Source organism: Plasticicumulans lactativorans, from assembly GCF_004341245.1.
Classification (GTDB): Bacteria; Pseudomonadota; Gammaproteobacteria; order Competibacterales; family Competibacteraceae; genus Plasticicumulans_A; species Plasticicumulans_A lactativorans.
In genome coordinates this window covers 29,301-48,626 of sequence record NZ_SLWY01000008.1, presented here as the reverse complement: position 1 = coordinate 48,626, position 19,326 = coordinate 29,301, and the positions used below count along the sequence as shown (strand labels likewise).

Here is a 19,326-nt window from a genome sequence, read left to right as displayed (position 1 = left end):
CGGGCCGCCCCGCTCAGCGCTGGCAATGCGGGCAGTAGTAGCTCGAACGCTGCCCGAGGCGCACCGCCCGCAGCGGCGTGCCGCAGCGCCGGCACGGCGCGCCGGCGCGTTCGTACACGCGCAGGGACTGGCGGAAGTAGCCCGGTCTGCCCTCGCTGCCGACGAAGTCGCGCAGCGTCGTCCCGCCCGCCTCGATCGCCTGCGTCAGCACCTCGCGGATCGCCTCGACCAGCGCGCCGTAGCGTTCGTGCGACACCCGCCCGGCCGCGCGCTGCGGATGGATGCCGGCGAGGAACAGCGCCTCGCTCGCGTAGATGTTGCCGACGCCGACCACCACGTGGCTGTCCATGATGAACGTCTTCACCGCCGCACGGCGCCCCTGCGCCTGCGTGCGCAGGTAGGCGGCATCGAAGCGCGCGTCGAAGGGCTCGGGGCCGAGTGCCCGCAGCAGCGGGTGCTCGAAGGGTGCCGGCCCGGCCCACAGCGCCGCGCCGAAGCGGCGCGGGTCGGTGAGGCGCAGGCAGCGGCCGCCTTCCAGCACCAGGTCGAGATGGTCATGGCGTCCCACCGGCGCGTCGGCGGGGAGGATGCGCAGGCTCCCCGACATGCCCAGGTGCAGCAGCGCGTGGCCGCGGTCGTTGCCGAGCAGCAGGTACTTGCCGCGGCGCGTCACCGCGGTCACCGTCTGCCCGCACAGGCCCTCGGCGAGCGCCGCGGTCACCGGCCAGCGCAGCCGCGGCTCGCGCACGACGACGTCGAGCACCCGGCGCCCGAGCAGGTGCGGCGCGATGCCGCGGCGGGTGGTCTCGACCTCGGGCAGTTCGGGCACGGCGGCGTCTTCAGCGCATGCGCGCGGTGGCGCGGTGGGTCAGCGCGAGGGCGCCCAGGTAGGCCTCGCCGACGCGCGGTCCGGGCAGGCCGCTGGCGTCGACCGCATCCCAGTCGCCGCGCTCGTAGGCCAGCGTGCAGGCGAGCAGGCGGCCGAAGGGACCGCTGTGGGTGGTGAGGGCGGCGACCACGTCCTCGGCGAGCGGCAGCGAGGCGACGATCTGCTCGATCGGGGCCTGCGTCAGCGAGTCGAGCACCGAGAGCAGGCCGACGGTGAACGCCGTCTCGGCGCGGCCGGTACCGGTCGCGCGCGCCAGTTCCTCGCACATGTAGGCGCGCACCAGCGCGGTGTTGGTGAGGTCGCTGCGCGCGGCGTCGAGGTTGGCGAGCGAGATCAGCGTCGCCCACGACTTGATCTGGTTGAAGCCGAGCAGGATCACCGCGCGGCGGATCGAGTCGACGCGGTTGGGCAGGTTGAAGTAGGCCGAATTGATGTGCCGCAGCAGCTTGTAGCTGAGCGAGACGTCCTGCGAGACCAGCTCCTCGACCTCGCGGATGCTCGACTGGGGATCGTTGAGCACGCCGATGAGGCGCAGGATCGCGGCCTGATGCGTCGCGATCGTGCGAAATCGCAGCAGCTTGGGCTGCGAGAAGAAATACCCCTGGAGGTAGTGGAAGCCGAGTCCCTGGCAGAGTTCGAGCGCGCTGCGGTTCTCGATCCGCCCGCCCATCAGGCGCACCCCCGCCGCGCTGAGCTGCGGGGCGAGCTGGCGCAGCTCGGCCTCAGGGAGGGCGGCGATGTCGAGCTTCACGAAGTCGGCGACCCCGAGCAGCGTGCGGCTCCCGGGGCTGTCGGTGTAGGGGTCGAGCGCGAAGCGCCGGCCCTGCGCGCGCAGGCGCTGCAACAGCGGCAGCAGCGCGGGGTCGGGCGCGGTGTCGGCGGCGATGCCGAGCACGAGTTGGGCGTGCTGCACGCTGTCGAGGCCGCCGTCGAGCACGAAGCGCGGTGCGATGCGGATGAAGGCGAGGCGGGTGTCGACCAGGTTCGGCAGGCCGACCTCGGTCAGCGCGCTGAGGATCGCGCGCGAGGCGCCGGCGGCGTCGTCGGCCGGCGCGCTGCCATCGGCGTCGTTCTTGCGGTAGAGCAACTCGAAGGCTTCCAGCGCGAGCTTGCGGTTGTAGATCGGCTGGCGCCCGAGATAGATGTGGTGCATGGGATGTCCCGGCGCCGCCACACGACGACGCGAGACCGGATCATGCGGCGGCGGCGGCGGCGCATGCAAGGCATCGCCGCCGGTGCGCGGCGCGCAACAAAAAACCCGCCGCAGCGGGTTTTTCGGCGTGGCGCCCGGGGCGGCTCACTTGATCTTGGCTTCCTTGTAGACCACGTGCTGGCGTACGACCGGGTCGAACTTCTTCAGTTCGAGCTTCTCGGGCATCGTCCGCTTGTTCTTCGTGGTGGTGTAGAAGTGGCCGGTACCGGCCGTCGAAATCAGCTTGATCTTGTCGCGCATGCTGGCGGCTCTCCGGGATCAGACGTTCTCGCCGCGGGCGCGCAGTTCGGCCAGCACGACGTCGATGCCACGCTTGTCGATGGTGCGCATGCCGGCGGAGGACACACGCAGGCTGACGAAGCGCTGCTCACTCTCCACCCAGAAGCGATGCGTGTGCAGGTTCGGCAGGAACCGGCGCCGCGTCTTGTTGTTGGCGTGGGAGACGTTGTTACCGGTGGTCGGGCCCTTGCCCGTCACCTGACACACTCTGGACATCGGGAAAACCTCCGTAGCGATTTCGTCACCCGCCGGTGCGCAGGTGCGTGGACGATGCGGGCGGGCCGGCTCCGGCTCGTGCCTCACAGCGCCCGGGGTGTTCGGTCGCGGCGCGCCCCACGGCAAGGCGCCGGGGGGCCGGGACAAAGAGCTGCGCTTTATAGCAGAGCCCCCGGGGGCAGGCAAGCGCACGGCGGCGGCCCGCGGCCCTCACAGCAGGCCGCGTTCGGCGAAGGACACCGCCTCGCCGTCGCCGATCACGAAATGGTCGAGCACGCGCACGTCGATCAGGGCCAGCGCCTCGCGCAGGCGTTGCGTGATGTGCTCGTCGGCGCGGCTCGGTTCGGCGACCCCCGAGGGATGGTTGTGGGCGAGGATCAGCGCGGCGGCGTTGTGGTGCAGCGCACGGCGCACGATCTGCCGCGGATGCACCGAGGTGCTGTCGATGGTGCCGAAGAAGAGCTCCTCGAAGGCGATCACGCGGTGGCGGTTGTCGAGGAACAGGCAGGCGAACACCTCGTGCGGGTGGTGGCGCAGCTTCGCCGTCAGGTAGGTGCGGGTGTGCGCGGCGCTGGTCAGCGCGTCGCCGCGGGCGAGGGTGGCTTCGAGCACCCGCCGGGCCATCTCCATCACCGCCTGCAACTGCACGTACTTGGCGGGGCCGAGCCCGGCGCCGGTGCAGAAGGTGGCGAGCTCGGCTTCGAGCAGCGGGCGCAGGCCGCCGAAGCCCGACAGCAGTTCGCGCGCGAGCGCGACGGCGGACTTCCCGGGAATGCCGGTGCGCAGGAAGATCGCGAGCAGTTCGGCGTCGGAGAGGGCGCCCGCGCCGCGGGCGAGCAGTTTCTCCCGCGGCCGCTCGTCCGCCGGCCAGTCCTTGATCGACATCCTGATCCCCTCCCTGCGTGCAGCAGGTCCGTTAGGCGCAGGCTATGGCGCCCATAGAACTTTCAAATGGCATGGCCAAAAACGCCGTCTACAGTCTAGGCGGTGCTCGCACGGGCATCCCGCCGTCGTCGCGGACGGCGAGCTCCAAGCCGAAGAGCAACGAGACGAGAGAGGTAAAGGTCCATGCAACTCAAGGGAAGCCAGACCGAAGACAACCTGAAGGCCGCCTTCGCGGGCGAGTCACAGGCCAACCGCCGTTACCTGTACTTCGCCGCCAAGGCCGACGTCGAGGGCTACAACGATGTCGCCGCGGTGTTCCGCTCCACCGCCGAGGGCGAGACCGGTCACGCGCACGGCCACCTCGAATACCTCGAAGCGGTCGGCGACCCGGCGACCGGGCTGCCGATCGGCCCCACCGGCGACAACCTGAAGGCCGCGATCGCCGGCGAAACCCACGAATACACCGACATGTACCCCGGCATGGCGAAGTCCGCGCGCGACGAGGGCTTCGACGAGATCGCCGACTGGTTCGAAACGCTCGCCAAGGCCGAGCGTTCGCATGCCAACCGCTTCCAGAAGGCGCTCGACACCCTCGGCTCCTGACCGGGCGGGGGGCGGCCGGCGCGCCCGGCCGCCCCCGGTTCCCGCCATCTCCCGCTCATCCGACGCAGGCACCCAGGGGGTTCCATGTCCGACACCGCGCGACCGATCCGGGAAGGCAGCCTCGAGGCCCCCACGCGACACCCCCTCGACTGGCAGAACCCCGCGTTCTACGACGAAAAGGCCCTGCTGACGGAGATGGAGCGGGTCTTCGACATCTGCCACGGCTGTCGACGCTGCGTCAGCCTCTGCAATGCCTTCCCGACGCTGTTCGACCTGGTCGACAACTCCGCGACGATGGAGATCGACGGCGTCGCCAAGGCCGATTACTGGAAGGTCGCCGAGCACTGCTATCTCTGCGACCTGTGCTTCATGACCAAGTGCCCGTACGTGCCGCCGCACGGATGGAACATCGACTTCCCGCACCTGATGCTGCGGGCCAAGGCGGTGCGCTACCGGCAGGGCGGGCTGCCGCTGCGCGACCGGGTGCTGACCTCCACCGAGGTGGTCGGCAGCCTCGCCGGCATCCCGGTGGTCGCCGGCGTGGTCAACGCGGTCAACGGCAACCGCCTCGCGCGCAAGGCGCTGGACACGCTCGTCGGCATCGACCCCGAGGCGCCGCTGCCGCCGTTCACCGCCAGGCCGCTGCGCCGGCGCCTGAAGCGCCGGCGCGGCAACCAGGCGCGCGGCCAGGAGGCCGGCCGCACCCAGGGGCGCGTGGCGCTGTTCAGCACCTGCTACGTCAACCGCAACGAGCCGCACATCGGCGAGGATCTCGTCGCGGTGTTCGAGCACAACGGCATCCCGGTGACCCTCGCCGAGCGCGAGCGCTGCTGCGGCATGCCCAAGCTCGAACTCGGCAACCTCGACGCCGTGGCCGAGATGAAGAAGGTCAACATCCCGCAGCTGATCCGGCTGATCGACCTCGGCTGGGACGTGGTCGCACCGGTGCCCTCGTGCGTGCTGATGTTCAAGCAGGAGCTGCCGCTGATGTTCCCCGACGACCCCGAGGTCGCGCGCGTCGCCCGGCACATCTTCGATCCCTTCGAGTACCTCTGGCTGCGCCACCGCGAAGGGCGGCTCAAGACCGACTTCAAGCAGCCGCTCGGCAAGGTCGCCTATCACGTGCCCTGCCACCTGCGGGTGCAGAACCTGGGGCTGAAGAGCCGCGACCTGCTCGCGCTGATTCCCGGCACCACGCTCGAAACCATCGAGCGCTGCTCGGGCCACAACGGCACCTACGCGATCAAGAGCGAGTACCACGCGGCGTCGATGAAGATCGGCAAGCCGGTGTTCAACCGCGTCGCGCAGGCGCAGGCCGACCATTTCGGCAGCGACTGCCCGATGGCCGGGCACCAGATCGCCAACGGTCTCGACGACGGCCGTCACCCCGAACACCCGATGAGCCTGCTGCGCAAGGCCTACGGCATCTAGCGGAGGTCACCCCCGATGAAGCCCCTCACCCGTGCGGACCTGTTCAGCCTCGAGCGCTACGCCGAGCTGCGCCCCGAGTTCCGCGCCCGTGTGCTGGCCCACAAGAAGGCCCGGCAGGTCGCCGTCGGGCCGCACGCGACGCTGTACTTCGAGGACCGCCTGACCATCCAGTACCAGGTGCAGGAGATGCTGCGCATCGAGCGCATCTTCGAGGCCGGTGGCATCGCCGAGGAGCTGTCGGCCTACAACCCGCTGATCCCCGACGGGCGCAACTGGAAGGCGACCTTCATGCTCGAATACCCCGACCCGGAGGAGCGCCGGCAGGCGCTCGGGCGCCTGATCGGCATCGAGGACCGCGTGTGGGTGCAGGCGGCGGGCTGCGCGCGGGTCTGGGCGATCGCCGACGAGGACCTCGAGCGCGAGCGTGCCGACAAGACCGCCTCGGTGCATTTCGTGCGCTTCGAGTTCGATGCCGGCACGCTCGCCGCCCTGCGCGCCGGGGCGGCGGTCGAGCTCGGCATCGATCACGACCACTACCGGCATGCCCTGCGCCTCGGCGAAGCCACGCGCACGGCGCTGCTCGCCGATCTGGACTGACGCCGCCGCGCCGGCGCGGCGCGAAGCGGTCGACTGCGCTGTGCCCGTTGCGGGGACATGGAAACGGGAGCGTGCGCATGAGCCATTGCCTGGCAGGGGGCCGCTGGCCCTTGTTTGCCCTCGCGCTGGCCGTCGCGGCACCGGCGCAGGCGCTGGACGACATCGTGCTGGGCGCCGGCGACGGCGCGGGGCGATCCGGCTAAAGTGCGCCGAGGCCCACGCCGGAGTCCGTCCATGTCCCTCGCCCAACGCCGCATCCTGCTCGGCATCACCGGCGGCATCGCCGCGTACAAGAGCGCCGACCTGGCGCGCCGGCTGAAGGAGGCCGGCGCCGACGTGCAGGTGGTGATGACGCCCGCGGCCACCACCTTCATCACCCCGCTGACGCTGCAGGCGGTGAGCGGCCGTCCGGTGCGGGTGGACCTGCTCGATCCGGCCGCCGAGGCCGGCATGGGGCACATCGAGCTCGCCCGCTGGGCCGAGCTGATCCTGATCGCGCCGGCCTCGGCGGACTTCCTCGCCCGGCTCGCGCACGGCTTCGCCGACGACCTGCTCGCCACGCTCTGCCTCGCCAGCGACCGCCCGCTCGCCGTCGCGCCGGCGATGAACCGCCTGATGTGGGCCCATCCCGCCACGCAGGTCAACGTCGCCACGCTCGCCGCGCGCGGCGTGCGGGTGTGGGGGCCGGCGGCCGGCGAGCAGGCCTGCGGCGAGGTCGGCGCCGGGCGCATGCTAGAAGCGCTCGAGCTGCGCGCGCATGCCGCGGCCTTCTTCGCCGACGGCGTGCTCGCCGGGCGCCGCGTGCTGATCAGCGCCGGCCCCACGCGCGAGCCGCTCGACCCGGTGCGCTTCATCACCAACCGCTCGACCGGCAAGCAGGGCTTCGCGATCGCCGCCGCCGCCGCCGCCGCCGGCGCCGAGGTCACGCTGGTGGCGGGGCCGGTGACGCTGCCGACGCCCGCCGGCGTGGCCCGCATCGACGTCGAGAGCGCCGCCGAGATGCACGCCGCCGTGCTCGCCCGCGCGCCGGCGCACGACATCTTCGTCGCCACCGCGGCGGTGGCCGACTACCGCGCCGCCGCACCCGCCGAACGCAAGATGAAGAAGTCCGCCGAGACGCTCACCCTCGATCTGGTGCGCAACCCCGACATCCTCGCCGACGTCGCCGCGCTCACGAGCGGGCGGCCGTTCTGCGTCGGTTTCGCCGCCGAGACCCACGACGTGCTCGCCTACGCCGAGGACAAGCGCCGGCGCAAGCGCCTCGACCTGATCTGCGCCAACCACGTCGGCGCCGGCAAGGGCTTCGAGGCCGACGACAACGCGCTGCACGTGCTGTGGGAGGGTGGCAGCCGCGAACTGCCGCTCGCCGACAAGCGCGAGCTCGCCCGCGCGCTGGTCGCACTGATCGCCGAGCGCTACGCCGCGGCGTGAGCGTCGCCGTGGCGCGCGCCGCGGCGGCCGTTACAATCCGCGCCGCGCGACGGTGGCCCGGTGGGCGGGGGCCGGGCGCGCCCTTGCCGGAAGTCCGCATGCACGCCATCCAGTTGAAGATCCTCGACCCGCGCCTGGGCGCGTCCATCCCGCTGCCGGGCTACGCCACCGACGGCTCCGCCGGCATGGACCTGCGCGCCGCGCTGGAGGCGCCGCTGGTGCTGGCGCCCGGCGCCACCGCGCTGATCCCCACCGGCTTCGCCATGCACATCGCCGACCGCGGCCTCGCCGCGGTGCTGCTGCCGCGCTCCGGCCTCGGCCACAAGCACGGCATCGTGCTCGGCAACCTGACCGGGCTGATCGACGCCGACTACCAGGGCCAGGTGTTCGTGTCGCTGTGGAACCGCGGCGAGGCGCCGTTCACGATCGAGGTCGGCGAGCGCATCGCGCAGATGGTCATCGTGCCGGTGCTGCACGCGCGCTTCGAGATCGTCGAGCAGTTCGTCGACAGCGTCCGCGGCGCCGGCGGCTTCGGCCACTCCGGGCGGCACTGACGGTGCCGGCCCCCCGCGCTCTTGCCGCACCCGTGCGAGGTCGTTGAACCATGCGCCACCTGTTTCGTGCCTATGACATCCGCGGCCGCGTCGGCGGGGAGCTGAACGCGGCCTTCGCCTACGACCTCGGCCAGGCCATCGGCAGCGAGGCCGGCGCGCGCGGCGAAGGCGCGATCGCGGTCGGGCGCGATGGCCGGCGCTCGAGCCCGAGCCTCGCCACGGCGCTGCGCGAGGGGCTGATGGCGACCGGGCTCGACGTGTTCGATCTCGGCCCCGTGCCGACGCCGGTGGTGCAGGTCGCGCTGCAGGCGCTGCCGACGCGTGCCGCGGTGATCGTGACCGGCAGCCACAACCCGCCCGCCGACAACGGCTTCAAGGTGCTGCTCGACGGTGCGGCGATCCACGGCGAGGGCGTGCAGGCGCTGTGGTCGCGCCTGACGGCGCGCGACTTCGTCGCCGGGCGCGGGCGCGAGCAGCCGTTCGATCCGCTGCCCGACTACTTCGCGCGCCTCGACGCGACGATCGGCCGCCTCGCCCGGCCGCTGCGCGTCGTCGTCGACGCCGGCAACGGCATCGCCGGGCGCACCGCGCCGGCGGCGCTGCGCCGCGCCGGCGCCGAGGTGATCGAGCTCTACTGCGAGGTCGACGGCAGCTTCCCTCACCACCACCCCGATCCGCTGGTGCCGGCGAACCTGGCCGACCTGCAGGCCACGGTGCGCAGCGCCGGCGCCGACCTGGGGCTCGCCTTCGACGGCGACGGCGACCGCCTCGGCGTGGTGTGCGAGGACGGCACGATCGTCTGGCCCGACCGCGTGCTGATGGCGTTCGCCGACGAGATCCTCGCCACCGAGCCGGGCGCGCCGATCGTCTTCGACGTCAAGTGCTCGCGCGCGCTCGAACGCCTGGTCCGCGCCCGCGGCGGGCGCCCCGAGCCGTGGAAGACCGGCCACAGCCTGACCAAGGCGCGGCGCGCCGAGCTCGACGCCCCGCTCGCCGGCGAGTACAGCGGCCACCTGTGCTTTCGCGACTGGTGCGGTGGCGACGACGCGCTCTACGCCGGGCTGCGGCTCGCGCGCCTGCTGGCGCGCGACGGCCGGACGGCGAGCGCGCTGTTCGCCGCCTACCCGACCGGGCTCGCCACGCCCGAACTGCGCGCCGACTGCGCCGACCCCGCGGCGCTGGTGGCGCGGCTCGCGGCGGCCGCGGCGTTCCCCGATGCGCACGCGCTCACGCTCGACGGCCTGCGCCTCGAATGGCCCGCCGGTTGGGCCCTGGTGCGCGCCTCCAACACCGCCGCACAACTTGTTTTCAGATTCGAGGCGGAGGATCTTGATACCTTAATGAAAATACAGCAGCGGCTACGCCAGGCCCTGCTCACGTTCGCTCCCGACCTGACCCTGCCGTTCTGATGCCTTAGGTGATCCCATGGCCCTGACCGCCGATGCGGCGACCAACGTCGCCCACGTCCTGACCGAAGCTCTGCCCTACATTCAGCGCTACGTCGGGCGCACCATCGTCATCAAGTTCGGCGGCAACGCGATGGAGAGCGAGGACGTCCAGTCGAGCTTCGCGCGCGACGTGGTGCTGATGAAGACCGTCGGCATCAACCCCGTCGTGGTGCACGGTGGCGGCCCGCAGATCGGCTCGCTGCTGAAGGCGCTCGGCAAGGAGAGCCGCTTCGTCGACGGCCTGCGCGTCACCGACGCCGAGACCATGGACGTGGTCGAGATGGTCCTCGGCGGCCTCGTCAACAAGCAGATCGTCAGCCTGATCAACACCCACGGCGGCAAGGCCGTGGGCCTGACCGGCAAGGACGCCGAGCTGATCCGCGCGCGCAAGCTGGAATACAGCCGCAAGACCCCGGAGATGGACGTGCCGGAGATCATCGACCTCGGCCACGTCGGCGAGGTGGCCTCGATCGACGCCTCGGTGATCCAGATGCTGATCCAGGGCGACTTCATCCCGGTGATCGCGCCGACCGGCGTCGGCCCCGACGGTCGCGCCTACAACATCAACGCCGACACCGTCGCCGGCAAGGTCGCCGAGGCCCTGCGCGCCGAGAAGTTCATGCTGCTCACCAACACCTCGGGCATCCTCGACAAGAGCGGACGTCTGCTGACGGGCCTGAGCGCGCGCCAGGTCGACGAACTGATCGCCGACGGCACCATTTACGGCGGCATGCTGCCCAAGGTGCGCTGCGCGCTCGACGCGGTGCGCGGCGGCGTCAGGACCGCGCTGATCCTCGACGGCCGCGTGCCGCATTCCGTATTGGTCGAACTCTTCACGGATGAGGGTATCGGTACGCTGATCCGAGGCTGACACCACGTGCTCAATGTCTTTTTTACGGTTGACACTGAGATCTGGTGTCCGGGGTGGCAAAACCTCGAAGCGGACTTTCCCGGCGCTTTCCGGCGTTATGTCTATGGCCCTGACGGCGACGCGGCGCTGCCGTTGACGCTGCGCATCCTACAGGCGTTCGGACTCGTCGGCGTGTTCTTCGTTGAACCGCTGTTTGCACTGCGCTTCGGCATCGAGCCGCTCGCCGAACTGGTGGGGCTGATCCGGGCTTTCGGACATGAAGTACAGTTGCACATGCATACGGAATGGGTCGATGAGGCGCGGCCGCCACTCTGGCCTGCCGCCAAGTCCAGGCGGCGCTTCATGCGCGAATTCACCTGTACCGAGCAGACCGCACTGATTGCTACGGGTCTTCGACTCATGGCGCAGGCGGGCGTGAACGGCATCAATGCCTTTCGTGCCGGCAGCTATGGTTTCAACCTCGATACGCTCCGCGCACTTGCCGCCAATGGCCTGACGTTCGACACCAGTTACAACCCGCATCTGGAGGCCGCGGCCTCGGGTGTTGCATCCGGCACGGTGTTGCGTCAACCGTTGTTGGTCGAAGGCGTGTACGAGTATCCGGTGTCCTCGTTCGAGACGTTGCCCGGCCGTGGCCGCAGTACGCAATTGACTGCCTGTTCGACGCGCGAATTGCTCGCGGCTCTCGATGCCGCGCATGATGCGGGGTGGCGTGATTTCGTCATCGTCTCGCACGGTGTCGAGTTGATGAACGGTGCCCGCACTCGCCGTGATCCCGTGGTAGTGCGCCGCTTCGAGCGGCTGTGCGGCCATCTCGCGCGTCATCCCGAACGCTTTCAGGTTCGCGGTTTCCATGGCCTCGTGCCGCATACCAACAATCTTCAGCCACAAGCCTTGCGTGTGCCGCTGCATTACACTGCGCTTCGCATGGCCGAGCAAGCGATGCGTCGACTCATTCGATGAATACAAGCATGGTATCGACCTGCATTCTACCGCTTCGTTTCCGGCTGGCCGAGCGCACATTATACACCCATCCCCTGTCCTTGGCAGTCAAATCGTTCGACTTGTGCGCGGCGCTGGCTGGCCCGGCGGAAGGCTGTCTGCACGAAACCACCTTGCCGCCCGGCAGCGACGGCATGCTCCTGCGCTCCCTCCCTGTCACCAGTCCACCGCCATTATTCGAACGCCGGGGAGGGCGCATCACCTATGTCGCGCAGCACTACCTGCGTCACTACATTGATCTGACCATGGGTTTTGCGGCTTATCAGGCGGCCTTTTCGGCCAAAACGCGCTCGACCCTGAATCGTAAGGTGAAGTCTTTCGCGAAGGCGACAGGCGGTAGCCTCGACTGGCGCACGTATCGCACGCCCGATGAACTCGATGCCTTTTACTCGTTCGCACGCGAAGTTTCAGTCAAGACGTACCAGGAACGCGACCTTGGCGCCGGTCTGCCCACGGGCGAAGCGTTTCTCGCCGAAATGCGCGCCCGTGCCGGCCGTGATGCGGTGCGGGCTTTTTTGCTGCTAGCACAAGGAGAGCCTGTCGCCTACCTGTACTGTCCGGTGGATAATGGCGTATTACGATATGAATATCTCGGTTACGATCCGGAATGGGCGGAGCGTTCGCCAGGTACGGTATTGCAGTGGCTGGCGCTCGAAAGCCTCTTTGCCGAAGGACGCTTTCGGTTGTTCGATTTCACCGAAGGTGATGGCGCCCACAAGCGTCTGTTTGCCACCGGCAGCGCGATCTGTGCCGATGTATACGTACTGCGCGATACCCTGCGACTGCGGGCCCTCGTATATGCGCATCGTGCCTGCAACAGCGCAGGGACCCGGATTGCGCATCTCCTTGAGCGCTATGGCCTCAAGGGGAAAGTCAAACGCCTGCTGCGCCGAGGCCGTGGGTGAGTCCTCAGGGGGTTCTTTGACTGCTCCGGTTTCCGGGGCAGGCGCCGCGGGCACCTGGACAGCAGTTTTATGCCGCCGGACCGTTCCGCGCTGATCCACTAGCTGACGGCGGATCCAGAACCCCCTGTCACGCGGCACTACCGGAAGTTCACCGACACCGCCGGCTCGCCGGGCAGGCCGACGTAGCGCACGCGCACGCCGCGCCCGGGGCTGGGCGGGGTCAGCGGGGTGAACGAACCGAGGCTCAGCAGATCGCCCGTGCGCAGGCGATCGCCGTGGCGGGCGAGGTCCTGCGCGAGCCAGATCACGGCGTTCAGCGGGTGGCCGAGGATCGCCGTGCCCGGCCCGCGGGCACGCTCGCTGCCGTCGGCATCGGTCAGCACCACCTCCATCGCGCCGAGCTGCCCGGCGAGCCGCGCGGCGTCGTCCACCGGCAGGCGCGCGCCCAGCACGCCGAGCCGCGCGCCGGCGTTGATCGCCACCAGGGCCGGGCCGCTCGGCGCCACCTCGGGCGCCAGCACCAGGTCGGCCAGCTCGATGAACGGGATCACCGCGGCGACGTGCTCGAGCACCTCCTGCGGGGTGCGCGCGGTGTTGATGCCCTCGTCCTTCACCTCCACCAGCAGGTCGGCCTCGTACACCGGGCGTGCGCCGTAGGCGGCCGGCACCTCGGCGCCGTCGGCGAGCAGCATGCGTTCGAGCAGCACGCCGCGGATCGGCGCCGGGTGGCCGAAGCGCGCCTGCACCGCCGGGTTGGTGAGTCCGGCCTTGTAGCCGACGATCCGCCCCTGGGTGCGCATGAGGCGCTCGACCAGGCGGTCGCGGGCGCATTCGGCGTCCTCCAGCGTCAGCGCCGGGCCGTAGCCGGCTGCCGGCGTGCGGCTCTCCCAGGCGGCGGCGAGGGCGTCGATGCGTGCATCGGGCGGGCAGTCGGCGTGGGCCGGGGCGCTGGCGAGCGCGGCGAGCAGGCAGGCGAGGGCGAGGCGCATCGGGGTGGAGTCTCCGGGTCGGGGCGGCGGTGGCCGGCGCGAACCTAGCGCGCGGCGGTGTCGACAGTGAGGCTGCGCAGCGTCGCCGGCCAGGTGCCGTGCGCGCCGACGCGCCCGTGCTCGAGCGTGAGCCAGCTCGCGCCGCCGTAATGCGGCAGCTTGCCGGCGAGCGCGGCGAGGGCCGCGGCGTCGCGCACGGCGACCACCAGCAGCGGGCTGCCGTCGTCGCGCCGCGCGGTCCAGGCTTCGGCGTCGGCCGGCGCCGGCAGCGCCGCGGGACGGGCGACGCCGAGCGCGGCGAGTGGCGCGGCGAGCGTCGCCGGCGTGCCGACCAGCGCCAGTGCGCCGGGCGGCGCCGCGGCGTCGGCCAGGCGCAGCGGCTGGTCGAACAGCGCGGCGGCGAGCGCCTGCGCCGCGGCGCCGAGCGCGGGATCGGTGAGCTGCAGCGCGGGGGCCGCCGCCACCTGCAGGTCGCGCACGATCGGCGGCAGTTCGTCGGCGCCGAGCCGGCGCGCCACGCGCAGCTCGGGGTCGAGCGTCAGGCGCCGGGGCCGCGCCGGCAGCGTCAGCACCACCTGCCGCTCGGTGTCGGCGACATCGACCGTTACGGTCTGCGTGCCGGCGTCGGTGTCGACGCCGAGCGGCAGGCGCAGCGGCCACGGCGGGGCCGGCTGGCGCAGCGTCAGCGCGAGGCGCCAGCCGTCGGCGACGGGCTCGGCACGGGCGTCGGCGAGCGTCGGCGCCGGCAGTCCCGGGCGCGTCAGCCAGGGTTCGAGGGCCTCGCGCAGGTCGCTGCCGGAGGCGGCCTCGAGCGCGGCGCGCAGGTCGTCCCAGCCTGCGGCGCGACCGCGCCAGTCGGCGTAGAAGCGGCGCAGCCCGGCGCCGAAGGCGGCCTCGCCGAGGCGTTCGCGCAGCATGAAGAACACGTAGGCGGTCTTGGCGTAGCCGACGCTCTGCGTGGCGGTGTCGTGGCGGGCGCGGAAGGCTTCGAGCGGCACGTCGGCCGCCGCCGGCAGCGCGGCGAGGTCGCGCAGCCACTGCAGCCGCGCCGCCAGCGCCGCCGCGGCGCCGGCCTCCTCGCGGTAGGCGTAGTCGGCCATGAAGGTCGTCAGGCCTTCGCTCCAGTTGCCGCGGCGCGGGTCGACGCGCACGCCGTTGCCCCACCACTCGTGCAGCACCTCGTGGCCGAGCGAGGTCGCGCGGATGAACGGCAGGCGCAGCACCGTCGGGCCGATGCAGGTCACGCCGGGCAGCGCGAAACCCGCCGGCAGCGGGCACTCGACCACACTGAAGCCGGCGTGGGCGTGCGGGCCGATCGCCGCCGCATAGCGGGCGACGTAGCCGGCGACCGCCTCGCGGTAGGCGGGGGCGAGGTCGGCGAGGGCGGCGCCGAAGTAGGTGCGGATGCGCAGCGGGGCGCCGGGGCCGGCGGCGGCGAGGGTCTCGCCGACCTGCCAGGGGCCGGCGAACAGGGTCAGCGCCTCGGCGTCGCCTTCGGCGGCGAAGCGCGCGCGGTAGCCGGCGGCGTCGGCGTGCTCGTCGAGCAGGCGCCCGGGCACCAGGCCGCGCTGGTCGGGCGGCAGTTCGAGCGTGACCTGGTAGTCGGCGAGCGCGGCATCGGTGCGCGGGAACCAGTCGGCGGCGGGCGTCAGCAGGCTGCCCGCGGGAGCGGCGAAGGCGGCCGGGCCGGCGAGCGGCGCGCGCGGGTCGACCGCGGCGGGTGGGGCCGGCAGGTGCAGGCGGTAGCGCAGGTGGCCGGCGCGGGCGGCCGCGTCGGCGGGCAGCCAGCGCACGCGGCCGTCGGCCTCGCCGGCGCGACGCCAGGCGGGCGTGGCGAGCGGCTCGGCGGCGGCACCGAGCAGGACGCCGTCGACGGGGGGTGGGGCGAGTTCGGCGTCGCCGTCGAGCCAGCCGCCGGCCGGGTCCAGGCGCAGCCGCAGCGCGAGTTGCGGGCCCGCGGCGAGCGCGGGGGCGGCGAACAGCGCGAGGGCGGCGGCCAGGCCGCGCGCCCGCGCGGCGCTCACGGTTCCGGCTCGGGGGGGAACTTCGCCAGCACCAGCCGCGTCTTGCCGCGGCGTTCGACGACGATCGGCAGCCAGGTGCCCGGCGGCTGGCGGCGCACGCTCGCCACCACGTCGGCCACGCTGTGCACCTCGCGCCCGGCGAGTTCACGGACGATGTCGCCGGGGCGCAGCGCGGCGGCGTCGGCGACGCTGTTGTCGAATACGCGCTCGATGCGCACGCCGCCGTCCTCGGCGGCGAGCAGCACGCCGAGCGTGGCGGGGGCCGGCGCGTCGCGCTCGGCGACCGGATCGAGCCCGAACACCGCGTCGGCGTAGCCGGGCACGAGCTCGCTGCAGGGCTCCGCGGAATACGGCAGCAGCACGCGGGCGCGCGGCGCGCCGAGCGCGGCGAGCTGGTGCGGGATGCCGTAGCCGTACACCAGGTGGCCGCTGCCGCTCAGCACCACCAGCAGCGGGGCGTCGTCGCGCTGGGCCACCTCGGCGATGCGTTCGGCCATCGCGCGGTCCCACAGCAGCTGGCTCTGCACGAAGCGCTCGAAGCGCGTCTCGTCGGCGCGCTCGTCGTCGGCGCGGTTGTGGCGGGCGTGCTTGCCGCGCAGGAAGGCGAGGTAGGCCGTGCTCGCCGGCTCCGGGTCGCCGATGCCCTCACGCGCCTCCTCGGGGATGGCGTCCCAGCCGGATTCGGAGACCCGCGACACCAGGGCCCGGTCGACGTTGAGCGCGAGCAGCGGGATGCGGTTCATGCGCGCGAAATGCAGGATCGGCAGGTACAGCGCCGGGTCGAAGCCCCAGATCGTGTCCCACTCGACGGCGTCGAGGAACTGCGCCTCGCCGAGCTCGCCGGCCACCCAGCGGTCGAGCACGGACTGCAGCCGCCGCGGCACCATCTCCAGGCCGATCGTCATCCGCGGCTGCTGCGCGGCGAGCGCGGCGAGCGTCTGCAACTGCCAGCGGTGCTGCTCGGCGCTGTCGTGGCGCTCGCCGAGCAGGACGATGCCGGACTGCGCGAGTTCGGTGAGCCAGGGGCCGCTGTCGAGGGCTTCGGGGGCGCCGTCGGTCGGGCGCGCCCAGCGCCCGACCGGTACGCAGGGGGCCGCGGCGTGCGCGCCGGCGGCCAGCAGCAGGGCGCCGAGCGCGAGGCCGGCGCAGGTACGGTGATGCAGGTGGTGGCGCGGCTTCACGGACATCCTCGGCGGGCGGTCGGGCGGGAGCGTACCCGTGCCGGTCGGGGGACCGGCGGGTCGCAAGCGTAACGCAGGCGGAGCACCGACCGACACCGCGGCGGCCTCAGTCGGTGGCGAGCGCGGCCGGGTGCAGCGGGGCGCGGTTGCCGCCGGGCAGCGAGCTCGACGTGGAGTGGATCACCGAGGCCAGGTAGGGGATCGACTGCACCACCAGGATCACCGCCCAGAACCACACCTCGCGCACGTGCAGGCCGTACTCGAAGGCCACGCCGAAGGCGGCGGACCACAGCGCCAGCAGGATCAGCCCCTCCTCGCGCGCCATCAGCAGGCCGCGCACCAGCGCGGCCTTGTTCTCGCCCTTGGGCGTGCGCAGGAAGGCGCGGCCCTTGGTGAACAGCCCGGCGAAGATCGCGCGGGCGATGGCGTGGGTCAGTCCCATGCCGGCGATCGCCGCGCCGATGCGCTGGCCGAGCGAGCAGGGCACGCGCGCCGAGTACAGCACGAAGCTGTGCGTGATCTTGAACGCGAACATGCCGAGGGTCGGGAACAGGAACACCGCCAGCGGGAACTCGAAGTACTGCGGCAGCACCAGCAGGCCCACCGACCACACCAGCGCGGCGAGCGTGAACACCAGGTGCAGCGCGTCGGCGAACCACGGCAGCCAGCCGGTGACGAAGTGGAACTTCTGCGCCGGGGTCAGGCGCCCGGTGCCGCCGAGTGCCTTCGGCAGCATCCAGTGCCAGTAGCGCTTGAGGATCTGCACCGCGCCGTAGGCCCAGCGGAAGCGCTGGCCCTTGTAGGCGCCGAAGGTGTCGGGCGCGACGCCCTTGCCGAAGGCGTGGTTGACGTACACCGCCTGGTAGCCCTCCTCCATCACCCGCAGGCCGAGTTCGGAGTCCTCGCAGATGCACCACTCGGCCCACGGGCCGGACTCGTCGATCGCCGCCTTGCGGATCAGCGTCATGGTGCCGTGCTGGATGATCGCATCGCGCTCGTTGCGGTGCACCATGCCGATGTTGAAGAAGCCGGCGTACTCCCAGTTGCACCATTCGGTGAAGCGGTCCTGCTCCCAGTCGCGGTGGTCCTGCGGCGCCTGCACGAAGCCGACCCTGGGCTCGTCGAAGTAGGGCACCAGGCTGCGCAGCCAGTCGGGTTCGACCAGGTAGTCGGCGTCGATCACGCCGACGATCTTCGCCGCCGGGTGCGTGCGCTTGAGCCCGAAGTTGAGCGCGCCGGCCTTGAAGCCGAACCACGGCTTCAGGTGCATGAAGCGGAAGCGCGGGCCGAGCTTCTCGCAGTGCGCTTCGAGCGGGCGCCACACCGCCTCGCTCGGGGTGTTGTTGTCGATCACCAGCACCTCGAAGTTCGGGTAGTCGAGCGCGGCGAGGCGGTCGAGGGTCTCGATGACCAGCTCCGGCGGCTCGTTGTAGCAGGCCAGGTGCAGGCTCACCATCGGCCACTCGCGCGGCCCGGCCGGGCGTTCGAGCGGCTTGAAGGCGCGCTTCCAGTCGCGCTTCCACAGCACCTCGGTGAACTCGAAGCCGTTGATCAGCGCCACCATCAGCAGCCCGAGCTGCGCCGGCAGCAGGATGCCGAGCATCACCAGGCCGGTGTTGGTCAGGTACAGGTGCGTGGGGATGAAGATCGTCCACACCAGCAGCGAGGCGCTGACCTGGATCAGCGTCGCGAAGAAGAGCTTGCCCTTGAGGTGCAGGTCGTTGAAGCGCCAGGCGAACAGCAGCATCGGCAGCAGCGCCACCAGGGCCGCGATCAGTGCCTGGCGGTCCCAGGAGGCGTCTTCGACGACCGCGCCCTCCATCGGGAATTTCGGCTCGCGCTCGGCGTTCCACACCCCCCAGTAGGCGCCGACCGTGCCTTCGATGGCCTTCTTCCACGGCTGGTCGAAGGCCTCCATGACGAAGTAGTCGAGGTTCTCGTCGGCCGCGGTGTTGAGGAAGCGGCGGATGAAGCGCGCCTCGTTGGTCAGGCTCGGGTAGGCCGGGCCGACGCGGTTGCCCTCGCTCGGCCAGCCGACCTCGGAGATCAGGATCGGCTTGTCCGGGTAGGCCTTGCGCAGCTCGTTGTAGCGGCGCATGACGTACTCGACCGACTGCTCGAACGGCACCTTCTCCCAGTACGGCAGCAGCTGCACGGCGATGAAGTCGACCTCCTTCACCAGGTCCGGGAAGCGCAGCCAGACGTGCCACGGCTCGGCGGTCGACACCGGCACCTTGACCTCGCGGCGCACCTGCCGCAGGTACTGCGCGAGCTCCTTGATGGTCAGGTCGGCGCGCAGGATGGCCTCGTTGCCGACCACCACGCGGTTGACGACGCCGGGGTAGGTGTTGGCGAGGTGCACCAGGCTCTCGATCTCGCGGCGGTTGTAGTCGCTGCGCTGGTCGAGCCAGGCACCGAGGGTGACGTGCAGGCCGTACTTCTGCGCCAGCTCGGGGATGACCTCGAGGCCGTCGACCGACGAGTACGTGCGCACGCTGCGCGCGTGCTGGGCGATGATCGCGAGGTCGCGGTCGATCGACTCACGGCTCGGATAGCGGCTCTGCAGCGGGTTGTCGTCGCGCCCGTAGGGCGAGTACGAGAAGCCGTTGATGGTGCCGGCCCAGGGCTCGGCCGGCGTGGGCCGGTTGAACACCCACCAGATGCCGACATTGACCAGGATCACGAGGATGACGATGAGGAAACCGTGTCTGCGCATGTCGCGGGTTCTCGCGGCGGCGGGTTCGGGAACGGCTGGCCGGTGGCTCCGGTGCCGGGGTGCTGCGGGCGGTGGCGGCTGCGGGAGCCGCG

At 71.5% G+C, this 19,326-nt stretch carries 19 protein-coding genes; 10 read left to right on the top strand and 9 right to left on the bottom strand.

Going from position 1 to position 19,326, the window contains the following annotated elements; all coding sequences use genetic code 11:
- Positions 1-13: 13 nt before the first annotated feature.
- The 5 genes from mutM to radC form a co-directional block, all read right to left on the bottom strand.
- Positions 14-829, bottom strand: a complete 816-nt coding sequence (mutM, locus tag EV699_RS08070; RefSeq protein WP_132541268.1) for a bifunctional DNA-formamidopyrimidine glycosylase/DNA-(apurinic or apyrimidinic site) lyase — start codon at positions 827-829, stop codon at positions 14-16.
- Positions 830-839: 10 nt separating this feature from the next.
- Entirely contained in the window at positions 840-2,042 is a 1,203-nt protein-coding gene (locus EV699_RS08065; RefSeq protein WP_132541264.1) for an EAL and HDOD domain-containing protein, read from the bottom strand.
- Positions 2,043-2,186: 144 nt separating this feature from the next.
- Positions 2,187-2,342 (bottom strand): 50S ribosomal protein L33, encoded by a 156-nt coding sequence (gene rpmG, locus EV699_RS08060; protein WP_132541261.1) that lies wholly within the window; start codon positions 2,340-2,342, stop codon positions 2,187-2,189.
- A gap of 18 nt (positions 2,343-2,360) precedes the next feature.
- Entirely contained in the window at positions 2,361-2,597 is a 237-nt protein-coding gene (rpmB, locus tag EV699_RS08055) for a 50S ribosomal protein L28 (RefSeq protein WP_132541258.1), read from the bottom strand.
- A gap of 210 nt (positions 2,598-2,807) precedes the next feature.
- Positions 2,808-3,482 carry a RadC family protein gene (gene radC / locus EV699_RS08050; RefSeq protein WP_132541255.1) on the bottom strand — a complete coding sequence of 225 codons (675 nt, stop codon included), beginning with the start codon at positions 3,480-3,482 and terminating at the stop codon, positions 2,808-2,810.
- A 183-nt stretch (positions 3,483-3,665) separates the two neighbouring features.
- Between radC and EV699_RS08045 the strand changes: the two genes are divergently transcribed.
- The 10 genes from EV699_RS08045 to EV699_RS08005 all read left to right on the top strand — a co-directional run bounded on the left by EV699_RS08045 (position 3,666) and on the right by EV699_RS08005 (position 12,324).
- Positions 3,666-4,085: a rubrerythrin family protein gene (locus tag EV699_RS08045; protein ID WP_132541252.1), complete on the top strand. Its 420-nt coding sequence runs from the start codon at positions 3,666-3,668 to the stop codon at positions 4,083-4,085.
- Positions 4,086-4,169: 84 nt separating this feature from the next.
- On the top strand, positions 4,170-5,516 hold the full coding sequence (locus tag EV699_RS08040) for a (Fe-S)-binding protein (protein ID WP_132541249.1): 1,347 nt from the start codon (positions 4,170-4,172) through the stop codon (positions 5,514-5,516).
- Positions 5,517-5,531: 15 nt separating this feature from the next.
- Positions 5,532-6,113 (top strand): DUF3501 family protein, encoded by a 582-nt coding sequence (locus EV699_RS08035; RefSeq protein WP_132541246.1) that lies wholly within the window; start codon positions 5,532-5,534, stop codon positions 6,111-6,113.
- A 77-nt stretch (positions 6,114-6,190) separates the two neighbouring features.
- Positions 6,191-6,316, top strand: coding sequence for a hypothetical protein (locus EV699_RS20430; RefSeq protein WP_279389404.1), 126 nt, complete (start codon positions 6,191-6,193; stop codon positions 6,314-6,316).
- Between the two features lie 31 nt (positions 6,317-6,347).
- Positions 6,348-7,544, top strand: a complete 1,197-nt coding sequence (gene coaBC / locus EV699_RS08030) for a bifunctional phosphopantothenoylcysteine decarboxylase/phosphopantothenate--cysteine ligase CoaBC (protein ID WP_132541243.1) — start codon at positions 6,348-6,350, stop codon at positions 7,542-7,544.
- Positions 7,545-7,642: 98 nt separating this feature from the next.
- Positions 7,643-8,098 (top strand): dUTP diphosphatase, encoded by a 456-nt coding sequence (gene dut / locus EV699_RS08025; protein WP_132541240.1) that lies wholly within the window; start codon positions 7,643-7,645, stop codon positions 8,096-8,098.
- Positions 8,099-8,148: 50 nt separating this feature from the next.
- Positions 8,149-9,507 (top strand): phosphomannomutase/phosphoglucomutase, encoded by a 1,359-nt coding sequence (locus EV699_RS08020; protein WP_132541237.1) that lies wholly within the window; start codon positions 8,149-8,151, stop codon positions 9,505-9,507.
- Between the two features lie 16 nt (positions 9,508-9,523).
- Complete coding sequence (gene argB / locus EV699_RS08015) at positions 9,524-10,417, top strand: acetylglutamate kinase (protein WP_132541234.1); 894 nt, start codon at positions 9,524-9,526, stop codon at positions 10,415-10,417.
- A gap of 6 nt (positions 10,418-10,423) precedes the next feature.
- Positions 10,424-11,380, top strand: coding sequence for a polysaccharide deacetylase family protein (locus EV699_RS08010; RefSeq protein ID WP_132541231.1), 957 nt, complete (start codon positions 10,424-10,426; stop codon positions 11,378-11,380).
- An 8-nt stretch (positions 11,381-11,388) separates the two neighbouring features.
- Positions 11,389-12,324, top strand: a complete 936-nt coding sequence (locus EV699_RS08005) for a GNAT family N-acetyltransferase (RefSeq protein ID WP_243662594.1) — start codon at positions 11,389-11,391, stop codon at positions 12,322-12,324.
- Positions 12,325-12,461: 137 nt separating this feature from the next.
- Here EV699_RS08005 and EV699_RS08000 read toward each other — a convergent pair whose 3' ends face one another.
- The 4 genes from EV699_RS08000 to EV699_RS07985 all read right to left on the bottom strand — a co-directional run bounded on the left by EV699_RS08000 (position 12,462) and on the right by EV699_RS07985 (position 19,234).
- Positions 12,462-13,313, bottom strand: coding sequence for a 2-keto-4-pentenoate hydratase (locus EV699_RS08000; protein WP_132541225.1), 852 nt, complete (start codon positions 13,311-13,313; stop codon positions 12,462-12,464).
- Positions 13,314-13,357: 44 nt separating this feature from the next.
- Positions 13,358-15,337 carry a M1 family aminopeptidase gene (locus EV699_RS07995; protein ID WP_132541222.1) on the bottom strand — a complete coding sequence of 660 codons (1,980 nt, stop codon included), beginning with the start codon at positions 15,335-15,337 and terminating at the stop codon, positions 13,358-13,360.
- Positions 15,334-16,518 (bottom strand): ChaN family lipoprotein, encoded by a 1,185-nt coding sequence (locus EV699_RS07990; RefSeq protein WP_243662593.1) that lies wholly within the window; start codon positions 16,516-16,518, stop codon positions 15,334-15,336. The genes EV699_RS07995 and EV699_RS07990 overlap by 4 nt, the downstream gene beginning before the upstream one ends.
- 106 nt (positions 16,519-16,624) lie before the next feature.
- Positions 16,625-19,234: a glycosyltransferase gene (locus EV699_RS07985; RefSeq protein WP_132541216.1), complete on the bottom strand. Its 2,610-nt coding sequence runs from the start codon at positions 19,232-19,234 to the stop codon at positions 16,625-16,627.
- Positions 19,235-19,326: the final 92 nt, after the last annotated feature.

Bases quoted from the DNA above. Each gene is read 5' to 3' on its own strand.
- EV699_RS08035 (WP_132541246.1), top strand. From the start codon at position 5,532: ATGAAGCCCCTCACCCGTGCGGACCTGTTCAGCCTCGAGCGCTACGCC.
- EV699_RS07985 (WP_132541216.1), bottom strand. From the start codon at position 19,234: ATGCGCAGACACGGTTTCCTCATCGTCATCCTCGTGATCCTGGTCAAT.
- EV699_RS08045 (WP_132541252.1), top strand. From the start codon at position 3,666: ATGCAACTCAAGGGAAGCCAGACCGAAGACAACCTGAAGGCCGCCTTC.
- EV699_RS08020 (WP_132541237.1), top strand. From the start codon at position 8,149: ATGCGCCACCTGTTTCGTGCCTATGACATCCGCGGCCGCGTCGGCGGG.
- coaBC (WP_132541243.1), top strand. From the start codon at position 6,348: ATGTCCCTCGCCCAACGCCGCATCCTGCTCGGCATCACCGGCGGCATC.
- EV699_RS08000 (WP_132541225.1), bottom strand. From the start codon at position 13,313: ATGCGCCTCGCCCTCGCCTGCCTGCTCGCCGCGCTCGCCAGCGCCCCG.
- rpmG (WP_132541261.1), bottom strand. From the start codon at position 2,342: ATGCGCGACAAGATCAAGCTGATTTCGACGGCCGGTACCGGCCACTTC.
- argB (WP_132541234.1), top strand. From the start codon at position 9,524: ATGGCCCTGACCGCCGATGCGGCGACCAACGTCGCCCACGTCCTGACC.
- EV699_RS20430 (WP_279389404.1), top strand. From the start codon at position 6,191: ATGAGCCATTGCCTGGCAGGGGGCCGCTGGCCCTTGTTTGCCCTCGCG.
- rpmB (WP_132541258.1), bottom strand. From the start codon at position 2,597: ATGTCCAGAGTGTGTCAGGTGACGGGCAAGGGCCCGACCACCGGTAAC.
- EV699_RS08040 (WP_132541249.1), top strand. From the start codon at position 4,170: ATGTCCGACACCGCGCGACCGATCCGGGAAGGCAGCCTCGAGGCCCCC.
- radC (WP_132541255.1), bottom strand. From the start codon at position 3,482: ATGTCGATCAAGGACTGGCCGGCGGACGAGCGGCCGCGGGAGAAACTG.
- dut (WP_132541240.1), top strand. From the start codon at position 7,643: ATGCACGCCATCCAGTTGAAGATCCTCGACCCGCGCCTGGGCGCGTCC.
- EV699_RS08065 (WP_132541264.1), bottom strand. From the start codon at position 2,042: ATGCACCACATCTATCTCGGGCGCCAGCCGATCTACAACCGCAAGCTC.
- EV699_RS08005 (WP_243662594.1), top strand. From the start codon at position 11,389: ATGGTATCGACCTGCATTCTACCGCTTCGTTTCCGGCTGGCCGAGCGC.